The sequence below is a fragment of the Mesoterricola sp. MK458 genome (assembly GCF_055384935.1).
This window is the reverse complement of record NZ_AP045075.1, coordinates 3294750-3310324: the sequence shown is the minus strand read 5'-3', so window position 1 is coordinate 3310324 and position 15575 is coordinate 3294750. Positions and strand designations below refer to the sequence as shown.

Sequence of the window (15575 nt, the reverse complement as noted above, 5' to 3'; positions counted from 1 at the left end):
CATGGGCATTGCGGTAGGCGGACATCTCGACAAAGTGGCCCTGTGGCTGGACCACACCGGCTGGCAGAAGCTGCAGCGCATGCTGGTGGTCATCGCCACCTGCCTGATCATCCTCTGGGCGCTGCGCCTGGTGTCCAAGGCGGTGGCCCGGTCCATGGCCACGGGCATGGGCGAGCACAACCCCGAGGCCCAGCGCCGGGCCAAGACCCTGGGCGCGGTCATCGGCAACTTCGCGCGGGTGCTGGTGATCTCCTTCTTCATCCTGGAGACCCTGCAGGAGTTCAGCGTCAACGTGGGCCCCCTGGTGGCCGGCGTGGGCATCGTGGGCGCCGCCATCGGCTTCGGCGCCCAGAACCTCGTGAAGGACGTCATCGGCGGGTTTTTCCTCCTGGTGGAGAACCAGTACGGCGTGGGCGACATCATCTCCGTGGGCGACAAGCACGTGGGCACCGTGGAGCGCATGACCTTCCGCATGACGATGCTGCGGGACATGGAGGGCCGGGCCCACTTCCTGCCCAACGGCACCATCAGCGACGTCATCGTCCTCAGCAAGCAGTTCGCCAAGGCCCTGGTGGACGTGGAGGTGAGTCACGACGAGGACCTGGACCGCATCATGGCCGTGCTCCGGGACGTGGGCGCCGAGCTCATGGCCGCCCGGGAGGACGTGCTGGAACCCACCGAGGTCCTGGGCGTGGAGGCCATGAACGCCGCCAGCTGCACCCTCCGGACCCTGACCAAGTGCCTCCCCGGCCAGCAGTGGGCCGTGGCGAGGGAGCTGCGCAGGCGGGTGCAGGTGCGGTTCAAGCTGGAGGGGTTCGGACGGCCCATTCCGCAGCGGATGATAATAAACAAATAAATTGGATTCGAATTAAATAGAAATTGAATTAATGGAATAGAATTCTTGACGTTCATCTAGGACCCGATTGGCTTGGTGCATCAATCAAAAAGGTAATAATTTACGTCAACGCACGGACCCATCGATCTGCGAATACCAAGGGAAAAACTAAACGCTGGGGCGCAGAGGTCTCGCTGAGGCGCTGGGTTAAAAAACCTGGGTGAAGGAATAGGTAGATTCTAATTTTCCTGGCAGATTGGCATAAGACCCCCCGGGAGGGTCTGTCATAGGGCCTTTCAAAATTCCTTTTCTCTTCCCAGCGCCCCAGCGAGACCTCAGCGCCTCTGCGTTTGATCTTTTTGATGGAGCTTCCGATCCACTCCGTACAATCCTGTCAAGCTAAAGAATTGAATAATAATCCTATTAATTAATGTGTATCTATAATATTTGTAATAAATGCTGTGCGCCAACACGACCGGATCTGAAGCGGCAAAGAGATGTACAGGTTTCAAGATTCTTTTTTCCCCCCCATTATTGAAATGCCACCTAGCCATTGACCAAACCGCACCATGCGCATTCCTGGCAGACCTCGGTTTTCCATGGTTCTCCACTCCGGGATTTCATCGCATCCTCACGCACCCCGCACAGCCGGGCGGTCCCTGGAGGGCCAGGAAGCAGATCCCCTGGCCCCTCCTGAGGTTCACCGTGCCGGGGCCCGCGCACTTTGCCACGAGGGTGAAGCTGGAATCGAACAGGGTCCAGGCGGTAAAGCCGTTCACGGTTACGTGGGTTGCGCCGGCGGGCACGGTGCGCCATTCCACATGGCCCTCCTTTCCGGTGGCCAAGTCGTTGGAGCCGTCCCGGAGGACGGGAACCGCGCCGAGCGGCCGGTAGATCCGGCCGGCGTAGCGCAGCCACACCTCTCCCTGATGGTCAAGGGGCCACACCTCGAACTGGTCCTGCCCGGCGGGTCCCGGGATGCGCAGCATTGCGGTCCCGGGGCCGTCCTTGCGGGTGAAATCCAGGGGGTGGAATCCCATGGCCCGCACGAACAGGGGGTGCTCCAGGCCTGGCAGGGAGGTGAGGGAAAGCGTGGGGGACGCCATGAACCGTGCGCTGTCCAAGGATTCGTTGACGAGTACCCAGGTCCCGCCTTTCAGCAAGGCCCAGAATTCGCTCAGCTTGCCGCCCGGGGCCACCTGTTCGGCGATGATCCGGCTGTCGATGCTGAACCGGGTCAGGCTGCGCAATGACAGGTAGAGGCGCCCCTGCCAGGGGAGGAAGCCATAGGCCGGTTCGCACGCCCCCTCTGGGCTGAAACCTCCGTCCGCCCGGGGCCGCAGGTCCGGCGCCAGCCGCTTCCAGGTGGCGGTTTCCACTTCGTAGCGATCGAGGTCAAGTCTGCCGGCGAACCGGCCCGGCCTGACCCGGTAGGTGTCCTCCCGGGAACCGTAGATGCCGAGGAATGCCTCGACGGGCCGGGGATCCGCCTGAGGGTCGGCGCCGGCTACCAGCCCGGGCGGGGCGGGCATTTCCGGGAGGGCGCCCTTCTCCACCAGGGCCCGCATCAGGATGCGCTCCGCGACCCGGACCAGGGCGTCGGCGTTCGGCCTCGTGGCGCCGGCGATGAAGATCCCCATCCGCTCCGAGGGTACGAGGATCATGGCGCTGGCGTAGTGGGGGGTCTGCCCCTGGATGGCCCAGGCTTCGTAGCCGGCAGCGCGGAGGGCGGGTTGGCAGACCGTGTCCCAGCCCAGGCCGAAGGCCGTGACCGGGGACGGCAGGGGTTCGGCCTCGGGCGGGAAGTGCCGGCGCCCCATTTCCCGCACGGAGGCCTCCTCGAGGATTCGGTCCCCCTTGATGCGGCCGCCGTCCAGGAGCATGGCCATGAGGCGGGCCATGTCCGGCGCCGATGCGTAGAACCCGCAGGAAGCATAGGCGTTGGCGTATTCCAGGGGATGGCGGCGCATGCCGTCGAAGGCCCGGGCATAGGGGTCCTTCCGCGGACGGGGGTTAGGTATGAAACAGCAATTGCGCATCCCCAGGGGATCGAGGATCTCCCGTTTCACGTAGTCGATGTAGGCAAGCCCGGTCACGGCCTGGATGCATTCCTGGATAACCGTGAAGCCGTCGCCGCAGGGCACGGGAAGGGTCCCCGGGGCATGGTTGAGGCGCTGGAGGGCCAGATCGTCCAGCACCTGGCCTCCGTGGCCGGCGAAAGGCACGGTGGTGAACCGGTTTCGAGGGGCCGTGCCGGGTATTCCGGACGTCTGGCCCAGCAGCATCCGGTAGGTGATGCCCCGGCATCCGGGGGATAGCATGCGGAAGGCCGGGAGGTGGGCCGCCACGGGGGCGTCCAGGCTGACCCGGCCCTCCTCTGCAAGTTTCAAGACCGCCACCGCGGCCAGCAGCCTGCCCACCTCGCCCACGCCGAAACGCGTGTCCGGGGTGGCGCCGATGAGCCTGGCGCCGGGACCGTCGCCGGAGGCGTTGGAAAACCCGAAGGCTTCTTCCCAAACGAACCGGCTGCCGTTCACCAGGGCCAGGGCCACGGAGGTGGTACCGGTGGCGGCCATTGCCTCCCTCACCGCGGCGGCCCCTTCGGTGGAGGCGAAAAAATGGACATCCTGCAGTCCGGATGACTTTAGGTGCGCAGGAAACGCACAAATAGGTAATAGGATGGCCACAATATATCCATAACGAAGTGGCATTGCCATTTGGCCTCCCGTTCCAAGCCTCCCCTTCCCAGTGCTGGACGCCTCCTGGAAGTTCGCGAATGGTCGGTCATCCCATTGCGAATCGGCTGCCAGCCGCTCATGATTTATTACAAATATAAAAATAATAATTTAAACTTTGCTGATTGAAGTTCTATTGAAACCGATTACTCCGGTCTATCAGATCCTAGTGACGGGGCTGTGCGGCCTCGGTAATTGCGGGACCATTCGTCCCGAAAGGAGAAGGGTTATGTACTTTAAAAGTATTGGCTTTCAGGGAATCGTGTGTCTTGCGGTTTCACAAACGCTGGGTGCTTGCGTGGGTGAATCTGAATGCCCACCCGTCAAGTTGGAGAGACCTGCCGTGACAATGGTGGCGGCCGCGGACGTTTTGCAAAGCATTTCCCTGCTGAGACAAATGGAGGTAGGGAACATGCAGGGTGCGCCAAGTAATGGTCTATATTACCTCGCTGTATGCTTGACGTGCCGGTTGGGTTCTGCGATCACAACGGACCCCTCGGTGTGCGTGCAATGGGGTCAGTTCCACAGCGCGAATAATCCGACGCATAACGTCGTGCTCCGGTCAGCCAGTAACCCAGCGGTGCTTGCACCTTGAACGCGAAGGGGTCCCGGAGGGCCAAGGCCACGAAGAGAGCCCCGCCCAGTGATTTCGTGACATCCCGGCGGTGGTAGGTGGGGCGCCGGGCCTGACCAGAGTCCCTGAACACCCGCCCCGCTCCCCCGAGGGCAGGCAGAAGAAGGACCCCTCCGGAAGACGGTTCCATCCCTTTTATCCCAGACATCACTGTTCATCCCTGTCCGGCAGGGCAAGCGATGGCTTGGGTCGGCGCACCCATGACCCACATGCGCCAACCCATCCAGGCCTCAGCCCTGCGGAAACGGGATGAACAGTGATGTCTGGGATGAAGGAGATTCGGCCTACAGATTCTCGGCGCCACAGGGGAGTCCGAAATATCCCCTTCCCGGGGAACCTTTCCGTCCCTTCCGTCACCCCTTGAACTTGTGAACGGGCGGCGCCATCCGGACTTCCGGGAGGCAAGGGATTGGGCAGGTGATACGATGGAAGGTCCCCCCCCGCTGGGGGTTTTCAGGGGTCGAAAGCATGGAATACAACTACGAAGGCAGGACGATCTTCGGGGCCTCCCGCGCCGAGGAGCGCACGGCGTTCGTCCGGAGCGTCTATCTGTGGCTGATGGGCGGGTTCGCGGTGGCGGCGGTGGGGGCTCTCGCCTCCCCCTTCGTCCTCAACTACCTCATCGGGGCCCTGGGCCGGTTCTTCTTCTGGCCCATCCTGGGCGTCTACTTCGGCACGTTCTTCTGGGCCCAGAAGGTCAGCCGTTCCCGGCCCCAGAACCGGTACGCCTATGCCGCGTTCACGTTCGTGGCGGGCATCATCGCGGGCATGGCCATGCTCGCGGCCATGCAGCAGTCGGGCCCGGGCATCATCCTGGCGGCCCTGGGCATGACGGCCGCGGACTTCCTGGTGCTGAGCGCCGTGGCGCACTTCAGCAAAAAGGACTTCAGCTTCCTGGGCAGCTTCGTCACGGTGGGCCTGGTGGTGGCCATGGTGGCCATCCTCATCGGGTTCTTCGTCCAGATGGAGATCTTCCACCTGGCCATTTCGGCGGTGATCGTCATCGCGTGCTCGGCCAAGATCCTCTGGGACACCTCCCGCATGCTGCGGGAAGGCGACTACGGCGACGCGGCGGGATTCGCCCTTTCGCTCTTCATCAGCCTCCTGAACATCTTCCTCAACCTCCTCCGCCTGCTCTCGGGCGGCCGCCGGAACTGATCGCCCAAAGGATGTACATGCTCCGCAGCCTCGTTTGCACCACCTTCTCCCTCGTCCTCGCCGCCCAGGCTCCCGCTCCCAAGGCCCCCGCCCCCAAGGCCCCCGCCGCCCCGGCCAAGGAGGACAAGGTCCTCGCGACCCTGGGCACCTCCGTGGTCCGGGAATCGGACTTCGAACTCTTCCTGAACGTGTCCCTGCCCGAGCAGCAGCGCGCCCAGGTCATGATGATGCCCGGCGCCCGGGAGCAGTACCTCAAGCGCTTCCTGGACTACAAGATCCTGGCCGCCAAGGCCCGCAAGGAGGGCATCGCCAAGGGTCCCGATTTCGCCAAGAAGATGCAGCTCATGGAGATGCAGGTCCTCATCCAGTCGCTGTTCGACCGCGACGGGGCTGCGCTCAAGGACAAGTCGGCCGTCAAGGACGAGGACGTGAAGGCGTTCTTCGACAAGCACCCCGAGAAGTTCATGACCCCCGAAAGCTTCAACGCCCGCCACATCCTGGTGAGCACCCGGGCCCAGGGCGCCGAGAAGGCCCGCACGGACGATGAGGCCAAGGCCCGCATCAAGGAGATCCAGGACGCCCTCAAGGCCGGCAAGTCCTTCGAGGAACTGGCCAAGACCTATTCCGACGACCCCGGCAGCAAGGACAAGGGCGGCCTCTACGACAACATGCCCTTCGGCCGCTTCGTGCCCGAGTTCGACAAGGCCGTGCGCGACCAGAAGGTGGGTGAAGTGGGCGAGCCCGTGAAGTCCATGCACGGCTACCACCTCATCAAGGTGGACAAGATCACCCCCGCCGTTCCTCAGACCTTCGAGGCCGCCAAGGAATCCGCCAAGCAGCAGGCGACCACCGACCGGCAGGAAAAGGTCATGAACGAATACATGGACGCGGCCCGCAAGGAGGTTGCCTTCACGGAAGGCGCGGCGGCGCCGGTGGCCAAGGCCAGGAAGGGAGCCAAATGAGCATCCGCGGGCTCGCGCTCCTCTCCCTCCCCTGCATCCTCATGGGCGCGCCGGAGATCCGGGAGGAGATCCTGGTGGTGGTCAATGGCCACACCATCACCCGCAGGGCATATCAGCAGGCGGTTGAGCAGGAGACCGCGTCCCTCTACCGGCAGTTCTCCGGCAAGGTCCTGGACGAGAAGCTCAAGGACGCCCGGGAGAAGACCCTCCAGGGCCTCGTGGACAACTACATCATCCAGGACAAGGCCGAGGACCTGGGCATCAAGCTCCGGGACGAGGACATCCGGAACTACATCGAGGACATCAAGAAGCAGAACAACTTCGCCACCGACGCCGATTTCGAGCGGGCCCTCAAGGGCTCGCTGGGCATCGGCCTCCAGGCCTACATGGCGCGCACCCGCACGGACATGCAGAAGCAGGAGGTGCTCCGGCGCGAGGTGTACTCCAAGATCGCCATCGAGGAGCAGGAACTGCGGGCCTACTACCTGGACCACAAGGAGGACTACCGCCAGCCCCCCCGCTTCCGCATCCGGGAGCTGGTCCTGGCCAAGGGCGTCACGCCCGAGGACCAGGCGGCCACCAAGGCTGTGATCGCCAAGATCCAGGAAGCGCTGGCCAAGGGCACCCCCTTCGAGACGCTGGTGAAGGAATACTCCACCAGCACCAGCCGCAGCACCGGCGGCGACCTGGGGTGGCTGCCCAAGGGCATCCTCCACGCCAACATCGAAACCGCCTCCCTGGCCCTGAAGCCCGAGGAGGTCTCGGCGCCCTTGGAGACGGACAAGAACGTCTACCTGGTCCAGCTCATCGAGGCCCAGTTGGACGCCATCAGGCCGTTCGCCGAGGTCAAGGAGAAGATCCTGGAGAAGCTGCAGGAGCCCAAGGCCCAGAATGCCATCGAAAACTACCTGTCCGGCTTGCGCATCCGCGCCAACGTCCGATACATGGTGCTGAAGGACGAGATCATCAAGGGGTGAACGTGCGCCTGGACCTGTTCCTCAAGAAGACCCACCTCGTCAAGCGCCGGGAACTGGCCCGGGAGCTTTGCGAGGAAGGCATGGTGCGGGTGGACGGCACGCCCCGCAAGGCCAGCTTTGAAGTGAAGGCCGGGGTGGAGTTGGAGTTCCCTCTGTACAACCGCCTCATCCGCGCCCGGGTCCTGAACGTCCCCGAAGGCAACGTGCCCCGGGGCGACCAGTGGACCTACATCGAGGTGCTGGAGGAGCGCTGGGCGCCCACCGACGACCCCCAGATGGCCGATCCCCTGGCCCCGCGGCCCAAGACCCCGACGTTTCATTAGGATGAAGTCATGACAGAGCCGGCAGCCCTCCGCACCCTCAAGGAGGGCGACGTCTTCAACGGCTTCCTCCTGGCCCAGGAAGTGGCCTTCAAGACCAGCGCCAAGGGCTCGGAGTACCTCGAACTCCGCCTCTCGGACGCCTCCGGCGACCTCAAGGGTTTCCTGTGGGACCTGCGGGCCGTGGAGGGCGACCTGGACCAGGTGGTGCCCGACGCCTTCCTCAAGGTGAAGGGCCAGATCTCCAACTACAACGGCCGCACCCAGATCCGCCTGGACAAGCTGCGCTTCGCCCGGGACGAGGAGGTGGGGGACCTGGCCCGGTTCTTCCCCGTGAGCCGCCGGGACGCCGAGGAAATGGCCCGGGAGCTGGACGGGCTCGTGGCCGGCGTGAAGGACCCCTGGATCCGGCGGCTGCTGGAGGCGCTCTTCATCGACGACCCCGTCCGGCGCGCAGCCTTCCGCCGGGCTCCCGCCGCCAAGAGCATGCACCACGTGTGCCTGGGCGGGCTCATCGAGCACACCATGTCGGTGGCTGGCATGGCCGCCAAGGCCTGCGCCCACTACCCCGACCTGAACGCCGACCTGGTGCTGGCCGGCGTCCTCCTCCACGACCTGGGCAAGACCGAGGAGCTCACCTACCAGCGCAGCTTCGGGTACTCCGACGCCGGCAACCTGCTGGGCCACATCTCCATGGAGGCTGAGTGGATCAGCCGCGCCGCCGCGGCGATCCCGGACTTCCCCGAGGAACTGCGCCTGCACCTGCTGCACATCGTCCTGAGCCACCACGGCAGGCTGGAGTACGGGTCCCCGGTGGTGCCCAAGACACCGGAGGCCCTTCTGGTGCATTACCTCGATGACCTGGACGGCAAGCTGGAGGCCATGTTCCGGGGCATGAGGGACGACGCGGGCGAGGGTTCCTGGACGCCCTTCTCCCGTTCCATGGAGCGGATGATCTACAAGAACCGGTGGCCGAAGGTAGATTAAATCAATGAACCTGGGACGGAATTGCCGTATTCTCTCCGCAGGTACACCTTCCTTCGTCCCATCACCAGGCTGTATGCAGCCATCCGCCCCTCCGGGCGCGGGCATGCGTCGCTCCCCGCCAGGTCGCCATCATGAAACGCTCCCGGAAAGCCAAGCGCTACGATGACACCGTCCTGCCCGGGGACTTCGTGGGGTTCGAGCCCTTCAGCCACGGGGACGCCGAGAGCGAAGGCGAGGTGAGCGGTGCCCTGCGGCGGACCCGGGAGGGCCTGGAGCTGGGCCACATCACCCTCGAGCGCCTGGCCGCGAAAAAGCAGACCTTCGCCAAGCTGAAGTCCCGGGCCGAAGTGCTGAGCCGCCAGCTCACCTACCTGGACGAGCACCTGGAGATCGTGGACCACGACCGCCGCGGGATGTACATCCAGCTGCGCAGCCTTCCCCCCTACAAGGACGAGGCCCAGATCCGCTTCAACGAGATCTCCATCGGCCGGGACAAGGTGGAGGTCAAGCGCATCGCCTTCTCCCGGCGCGACGAGGTGAAGCAGCAGGTGCCCCTCAGCCTCACCGAGGACCTGCTCGAGCGCCTCATGTCCGATCTGCGCCAGGTGCTGAGTCCGGTCTAAGGTATCGGCACGAAGGTGAGCCCCCCGGCCGGACCGCGCAGGACGGCGCTGGATTCCAGGATGCCCACGAGGATGGCCTTCTCGTCGGCGCCGGTGGGAAGGAAGCGCAGCTCGTGGGTGCCCAGGTCCAGCCTGGCGAGCATGAGTCCCTTGGCTTCGCCGGGCCCCAGCTGGTAGGCGGGCACGGCCATGAGGGCGACGTTGTTGTTCATCCACCAGGCCAGGCCGCCCCGGTCCCCGTCGGCCAGGGCCAGGAGGGGCAAGGGCTTGCCTTTCAGGGCGAAGTCCTCGGTGCCGGCGAGGGTCCCTTTCTCGATGTCGATGACGTCCAGCTTGAGGCTCTCCCCGGAGGTGAGCAGGATCTTGCCGTCCTCCCGGATGGCGATGCGATGGCGCACCTGGGCGGCGAGGCCCCCCTTGGACGGCTTGACGCCGTAGGTCCACATGACCGAGCCCCCCTTCAGGTCCCGGCGCTCAAGGTAGGGTTCCCGGGTGCGGTAGCACAGCACGAAGCTGCGGGCGTCCCAGGCCAGGTCGGCCACCTCCGCGGGCAGGGAATGGGAGGTGCCGACCTTGCCGGACTTCTCGAGCCGCTCCAGCGTCGTGGCGCTCACCACCCAGGCGTCGCCGGCGGGATCCATCACCCACTTCTCCGGGGGCCCGTCCAGCTTGGCCACGGGCAGCAGGTCCGTGGTGCCCATGTCCCGGGACCACACCCGCAGGGCCTGGGCCTCCGGGTCGTGGAACACGCAGGAGCCGTCCCGGTCGAAGGCGGCCCAACCCGTGGCGCTCTTCACCGGGTCCCATCCCTGCGCGGCGGCTGGAGCGGCGGCTAGAAGGAGGACGAAGGCTGCGGTCAGGACGCTGGCTGGGTTCAACGAGACCTCTGGCTGGGGTTGGCTGTATCAACCATAGTCAAGGCCCCGGCCTCGGGCAAGAAATCAGGCGTTTTTAATTTGCGGGCTGGGTGGAGGCGTGGGGAAGCGTCCGGTGGAACTCAACGATTCGTTCATAAAGCGCCCGGGGACTCAGCCCCTCCTCGTCCAGGAGCCGCGCCTGGTCCCCGTGATGGACGATGTGATCGGGCACCGCGCACCGGAGCAGGGGCCGCAGGATGCCCTGGTCCGCTAGGAGCTCGGCCACGGCCGCCGTGAAGCCGCCCGGGGCGCAGCCCTCCTCCAGGGCCACCACGCCGCGGACGCCGCGGCTCCAGTGGCTGATGAGGTCCGCGTCCAGGGGCTTGACGAAGCGCGCGTTGATGACCGCGCAGGAGACGCCCTCGGCCTCCAGGCGCTGGGCCAGGGCCTCGGCGGGCGCAACCAGGGTGCCCAGGGCCACCAGGAGGAGATCGGTGCCCTCCCGGAGCAGTTCGCCCTTGCCGATGGGAAGGGCGGCGACGGGGTCCTGGAGGGGCACGCCCAGGGCGTTGCCCCGGGGGTAGCGCAGGGCCGCGGGGCGGTTGCTGTAGATGGCGGTGAACAGCATCTGGCGCAGCTCGTTCTCGTCCTTGGGGGCCATGATGACGATGTTGGGCATGCACCGCAGGAAGGACAGGTCGTAGAGCCCATGGTGGGTGGGGCCGTCGGCCCCCACGATGCCGCCGCGGTCCATGGCGAAGGTCACGGGCAGGTTCTGCAGGCACACGTCGTGGAGCACCTGGTCGAAGCCCCGCTGCAGGAAGGTCGAGTAGATGGCCACCACGGGCCGGAGCCCCTGGCAGGCCAGGCCCGCCCCGAAGGTGACGGCGTGCTGCTCGGCGATGCCCACGTCGAAGCAGCGCGTGGGGTGGGCCTTCTGGAAGATGTTCAGGCCGGTGCCGTCAAGCATGGCGGCGGTGACGCCGACGATCTTGGGATCCTTGCGGGCCAGGTCCGTGAGGGTGGTGCCGAAGACGCTGGTGTAGCTGGGCAGCGGCGGCTTGGCGGGGTCCACGGGAGGCTTGCGGATCTCCCCGGCCTCGGCGTCGAAGGCGGTGACGCCGTGCCACTTGAGGGGGTCCTTCACGGCGGGGTCGTAGCCGAAGCCCTTCTTCGTCTGCACGTGGAGGAGCACCGGGCCCTCGGCCATGCGCTCCTTGGCCTCGCCCAGCCCCCGCAGGAGGGCCGCGACGTCGTGGCCGTTGACCGGGCCGATGTATTTCAGGCCCAGGTCCTCGAAAAGCAGGCCCGGCACGGCGATGCGCTTGAAGGATTCCTCGCTCCACTTGGCGACCTTGGCCAGGCGCCGGCTGACGCTGGCCACGGGGATCGCCTTGATGGCGTATTCGATGCGGTCGCGCCAGCGGTTGTAGTACTGGCCGTTGATCATCTGGTTCAGGTAGCCCTGGAGCGAACCCACGTTCGGGTTGATGCTCATGTCGTTGTCGTTGAGGATCACCATGAACTTCCGGGTTTCCAGGAACCCGGCCTGGTTGAGGCCCTCGAAGGCCATGCCCGCGGTCATGGAGCCGTCGCCGATGACGGCGATGCTGGAGAAGTCCTGCCCCAGCAGGTCCCGGGCCTGGGCCATGCCCAGCGCCGCGGAGATGGAGGTGCTGGCGTGCCCGGCGCCGAAGTGGTCGTAGACGCTCTCCTCGCGCTTGAGGAAGCCCGAGAGCCCCCCGTGCTTGCGCAGGGTGGGGAAGCGGTCCTTGCGGCCCGTGAGGATCTTGTAGGGGTAGGCCTGGTGGCCCACGTCCCAGACGATGCGGTCCACGAGGAAGTCGAAGTGGTGCATGAGGGCCACGGTGAGCTCCACCGTGCCCAGGTTGGAGCTGAAGTGGCCGCCGGTGACGCTGATGGAATCGATGAGGAACTGGCGCAGTTCCTGAGCCAGCTGTTCCATCTGGATTAGGGAGAAGTGCTGGATCTGCTGCGGCACCGTGACCGAATCGAGGAGGGGATACCGGCTCACGCGCTGCGCCCCGCCAAGTACGTGGCCAAGGCCGTCAGGGAATGCGGATTGGGTAGCGATCGTAACTGACATAATGCACGCTCTGTGGCCTCCCGCAAGGCGTTGCGGGCTCCAGCGAGCCCGAGCAGCAGGGGGTAGGTGATTTTACCCTTGCCCTCGTCTTTGCCAACCCGCTTCCCCATGGCTTCCTGGGTGGAGGTGGCGTCGAGGATGTCGTCCTGGATCTGGAAGGCCAGCCCGATGGCCTCTCCGGCCTCCCTCAGCGCGGCCCGTTCCTCCGGGGCGGCGGCGCCGGCGATGGCGCCCAGCTCCAGGGAGGCCCGGAGCAGGGCCCCGGTCTTGAGGCGGTGGATGACCTGCAGTTCCGCCAGGGTCACGGGGGCGGCGGCGCGGGTGCGGGCCTCGCCCTCCAGGTCCAGGGCCTGGCCGCCGACCATGCCCCGCCAGCCCGCGGCCTCGCCCAGCACCCGGATGGCCTCCACCCGCCGGGAAGGGGGCAGCTCCGGGTCGGAGGCCAGGACGGTGAAGGCCTCGGTGAGGAGGCCATCGCCCGCCAGGATGGCCGGACCTTCGCCAAAGGCCACGTGGCAGGTGGGCTTGCCGCGCCGGAGGTCGTCGTCGTCCATGGCCGGCAGGTCGTCGTGGATGAGCGAGTAGGTGTGGATGTATTCCAGGGCCATGGCGCAGGGCAGGGCCGCTTCGGCCCGGGCGCCCACGGCTTCGGCGGCCAGCATGCACAGCATCGGCCGGATCCGCTTGCCCCCGGCCTGCAGGCTGTAGGTCATGGCGAGGGCCAGGTTGGCCGCCTCGCCCTGGATGAAGGGGACGAGGTAGCGGGACTCGAAGAGAGGGAGGAGGCGGTCAAGGTCCGCCTTGAACTGCTGGGATGCGGGAAGCGTCAAGCCTGCTCTCCTTCCAGGGGTTCGGCGCGGTATTCTCCCCCGAGGCCCTGCTTGAGCACCTCCACCCGCCGCTGGGCCGCGGCCAGCTGCTGCTGGAGGGTCCGGCTGAGGCCGACCCCCTCCTCGAACTGCTGGAGGGCTTCCTCCAGGCCCAGGTTGCCTGCTTCCAGGCGCTGCACCAGGGCCTCCAGCCGGTCCAGTCCGTCGTCGAAGGAGGGGGGGGTCGTCGTCATGCCTCCATTGTACTGGCCGGGTCTACTTTTTCTTCATCATCTCCTCGCGCATCTTCTTGCCCGCATCCTCCATCTTGTATCCCGCGGGGAGCGCGAAGGTGGCGGCGGGCACGGGGCCCTGCTCGATCTTCGTGGCCTCGGTGGCCACGTCCATGCCCATCATGCCGGTCATGTGGGTCTTGAGGGGGATGCCCTTGATCTTGGCCATCTCCTCATAGAGGCGCTTGAAGCTGGCGCCCACGGGGCCAGCCTTGGCGAACTGGGCGGCGCGGGCCTGGACCATCTTCATGTAGGCGGCGTCGGGGATGGGCATCTTGAGGGTGGGGTCGGCGGAAAGGGCCATGACCAGCTTGCCCACCTTGATGTTCCAGGCCGTGCAGGAGCGCCCCGCCACGGTTTCCGGGCCCACCTTGTCCACCTTGAAGTCGTTGGGGTCGCCGAACATCGCCCCCATCATCGCCCCCATGCCCTCGGGCTGGGAGGCGTTGAGCGCGTCCAGGGCCGCAAGCGCGTCCTCGAAGCTCATCTTGGAGATGAGCTTCTTCTTGTGGTCGATGGTGTAGGAGATTCCGTTCTTGAAGTCCACCAGGGTGTCGCGCCGCTCCTTCTCGTTGCGCACCATGTTGAATTCGCTGCTGTAGTAGTGGATCTCGGTGGAGGTGTCGCCGGCGCCCATCATGCCTTTGGCCACGGAGTTGAAGGTGATGGTGAGGTCGGCCGCGGCGAGGGCTCCGCACACCAGGGTTGCGGCCAGGGCAAGAACAAGGCGTAATCTCATTAGGAACTCCTGGAAAGGTTGTCCCCAAATTACCCCCAAGCTTTCCGGGTTTCCAGAAGGATTTGTTGAAACTTCTAGGTACGAAGGTGGAAAAAACGATGGCGCGCGTATTGGTTGTGGATGATTCCCAGGAAACCTGCGACCTCCTGGAGCTGCTCCTGGGGGAGGGGCTCGGCCTGGAGGTGGAGGTGGTCAAGGCCACCCGGCCCGAGGACGCCCTGCGGCACCTGCGGGACGGCGGCTTCGACCTGATGCTTTCGGACATCAACCTGGAGGCCAGCCTGGACGGCCTGGACCTGCTCAAGGCCGCCAAGCCCCTGGGGGTGGAGACGATCCTCCTCACCGGGTTCGGGACCCTGGAGAAGGCCCTGGAGGCCGTGCGGGAAGGCGCCTTCGACTTCATCTCGAAGCCGTGGAACAACGAAGACCTGCAGTCCCTGGTCAAGCGCGCCCTGCTCATGAAGGGTTCCCGCCTCGGCCCGAAGGACCCGGACAAGGCCGACCAGCTCCACCGGAGCGTCATGATCGGCTCAAGTCCCAAGATGATGGAGGTCTACCGCACCATCGCCTCCCTGCAGAACAGCAGCACCACGGTGCTGATCATCGGCGAGAGCGGTACCGGCAAGGAGCTGGTGGCCCAGAACATCCACCAGAGCAGCGACCGCAAGGCCTGCCCCTTCGTGGCCATCAACTGCGGGGCCCTCACCGAGGGGCTCCTGGAATCCGAGCTCTTCGGCCACGTGAAGGGCGCCTTCACCGGGGCGGTCATGGACAAGAAGGGGCTCTTCGAGGAGGCGTCGGGGGGGACCATCTTCCTGGACGAGATCGGGGAGACGTCCCTGGGCTTCCAGGTGCGGCTCCTGCGGGTCCTGCAGGAGCACGAGGTGCGCAAGGTGGGCGGAAACCGCACCGTGAAGGTGGACGTGCGCGTCATCGCCGCCAGCAACCGGGACCTGGCCGCCATGGTCAAGGCCGGCAAGTTCCGCGAGGACCTCTACTACCGCCTTTGCGTGGTGGAGATCCGGGTGCCTCCCGTGCGGGAGCGCTACGCCCGCGACGCCCGCACGGGGCAGGTGGTCTCGGACATTCCCGCCCTGCTGGAGCACTTCCTGGCGGAGTGCGGCCAGAAGGACAGCCAGTACTACCGCCTCCGGGCCGACGCGCGCCAGCAGCTGGAGGCCTACAGCTGGCCCGGCAACGTGCGGGAGATGGGCAATATCATCGAGCACCTCACGCAGCTGAGCCGGGGCCGGGAGATCACGCCGGACGATTTCCCCGAGAAGATCCGGGACGAGCTGCGTACCAAGGGAACCAGCCTGCCGGCGGCCCCCACCCCGCTCCTGGAGCTCATCAAGGACTGGGACCACCTGCCCACCCTCGAGGAGCTGGAGAAGCGCTACATCCAGGTCCTCCTCAAGCACGAGCACCGCAAGAGCCGCGTCGCCGACATCCTGGGCAAGGACCGGACGACCCTCTACCGCAAGCTCAAGGACCTGGGCCTCGCGGAGGGGCCGGAGGAAGGGCTCTGATGGAAATTGC

The 15575-nt window shown here is 65.7% G+C and carries 14 protein-coding genes; 8 read left to right on the top strand and 6 right to left on the bottom strand.

What is annotated here, in order from left to right; all coding sequences use genetic code 11:
• Position 1: 1 nt before the first annotated feature.
• Positions 2–856: a mechanosensitive ion channel family protein gene (locus tag ACZ5LB_RS14390; protein ID WP_464602902.1), complete on the top strand. Its 855-nt coding sequence runs from the start codon at positions 2–4 to the stop codon at positions 854–856.
• Between the two features lie 599 nt (positions 857–1455).
• Here the strand turns inward: ACZ5LB_RS14390 and ACZ5LB_RS14385 are convergent.
• Entirely contained in the window at positions 1456–3411 is a 1956-nt protein-coding gene (locus tag ACZ5LB_RS14385; RefSeq protein WP_464602901.1) for a serine hydrolase domain-containing protein, read from the bottom strand.
• Positions 3412–4672: 1261 nt separating this feature from the next.
• Between ACZ5LB_RS14385 and ACZ5LB_RS14380 the strand changes: the two genes are divergently transcribed.
• The 6 genes from ACZ5LB_RS14380 to ACZ5LB_RS14355 all read left to right on the top strand — a co-directional run bounded on the left by ACZ5LB_RS14380 (position 4673) and on the right by ACZ5LB_RS14355 (position 9231).
• Positions 4673–5362, top strand: a complete 690-nt coding sequence (locus ACZ5LB_RS14380) for a Bax inhibitor-1/YccA family protein (protein ID WP_464602900.1) — start codon at positions 4673–4675, stop codon at positions 5360–5362.
• A gap of 17 nt (positions 5363–5379) precedes the next feature.
• Positions 5380–6324: a peptidylprolyl isomerase gene (locus ACZ5LB_RS14375; protein ID WP_464602899.1), complete on the top strand. Its 945-nt coding sequence runs from the start codon at positions 5380–5382 to the stop codon at positions 6322–6324.
• Positions 6321–7301: a peptidylprolyl isomerase gene (locus ACZ5LB_RS14370; protein ID WP_464602898.1), complete on the top strand. Its 981-nt coding sequence runs from the start codon at positions 6321–6323 to the stop codon at positions 7299–7301. Before ACZ5LB_RS14375 ends, ACZ5LB_RS14370 begins: the two co-directional genes overlap by 4 nt.
• A 2-nt stretch (positions 7302–7303) precedes the next feature.
• Complete coding sequence (locus tag ACZ5LB_RS14365; RefSeq protein ID WP_464602897.1) at positions 7304–7624, top strand: S4 domain-containing protein; 321 nt, start codon at positions 7304–7306, stop codon at positions 7622–7624.
• Between the two features lie 9 nt (positions 7625–7633).
• A complete protein-coding gene (locus ACZ5LB_RS14360) occupies positions 7634–8608 on the top strand; it encodes a 3'-5' exoribonuclease YhaM family protein (RefSeq protein WP_464602896.1) in 975 nt (324 codons plus the stop codon).
• Between the two features lie 131 nt (positions 8609–8739).
• Positions 8740–9231 (top strand): hypothetical protein, encoded by a 492-nt coding sequence (locus tag ACZ5LB_RS14355; protein WP_464602895.1) that lies wholly within the window; start codon positions 8740–8742, stop codon positions 9229–9231.
• Here ACZ5LB_RS14355 and ACZ5LB_RS14350 read toward each other — a convergent pair.
• From ACZ5LB_RS14350 to ACZ5LB_RS14330, 5 genes are all read right to left on the bottom strand, one after another.
• On the bottom strand, positions 9228–10109 hold the full coding sequence (locus ACZ5LB_RS14350; protein ID WP_464602894.1) for a hypothetical protein: 882 nt from the start codon (positions 10107–10109) through the stop codon (positions 9228–9230). The genes ACZ5LB_RS14355 and ACZ5LB_RS14350 overlap by 4 nt on opposite strands.
• A 73-nt stretch (positions 10110–10182) precedes the next feature.
• Positions 10183–12123 (bottom strand): 1-deoxy-D-xylulose-5-phosphate synthase, encoded by a 1941-nt coding sequence (gene dxs, locus ACZ5LB_RS14345; protein ID WP_464602893.1) that lies wholly within the window; start codon positions 12121–12123, stop codon positions 10183–10185.
• A complete protein-coding gene (locus tag ACZ5LB_RS14340; protein WP_464602892.1) occupies positions 12120–13025 on the bottom strand; it encodes a polyprenyl synthetase family protein in 906 nt (301 codons plus the stop codon). The genes dxs and ACZ5LB_RS14340 overlap by 4 nt, the downstream gene beginning before the upstream one ends.
• The gene (gene xseB, locus ACZ5LB_RS14335) at positions 13022–13258 is read right to left on the bottom strand and encodes an exodeoxyribonuclease VII small subunit (RefSeq protein WP_464602891.1); all 237 of its coding nucleotides are present in this window, start codon (positions 13256–13258) and stop codon (positions 13022–13024) included. The genes ACZ5LB_RS14340 and xseB overlap by 4 nt, the downstream gene beginning before the upstream one ends.
• Positions 13259–13280: 22 nt before the next feature.
• Positions 13281–14036 carry a DUF4412 domain-containing protein gene (locus ACZ5LB_RS14330; RefSeq protein WP_464602890.1) on the bottom strand — a complete coding sequence of 252 codons (756 nt, stop codon included), beginning with the start codon at positions 14034–14036 and terminating at the stop codon, positions 13281–13283.
• 98 nt (positions 14037–14134) lie between these two features.
• Between ACZ5LB_RS14330 and ACZ5LB_RS14325 the strand changes: the two genes are divergently transcribed.
• Entirely contained in the window at positions 14135–15565 is a 1431-nt protein-coding gene (locus ACZ5LB_RS14325) for a sigma-54-dependent transcriptional regulator (protein ID WP_464602889.1), read from the top strand.
• Positions 15566–15575: the final 10 nt, after the last annotated feature.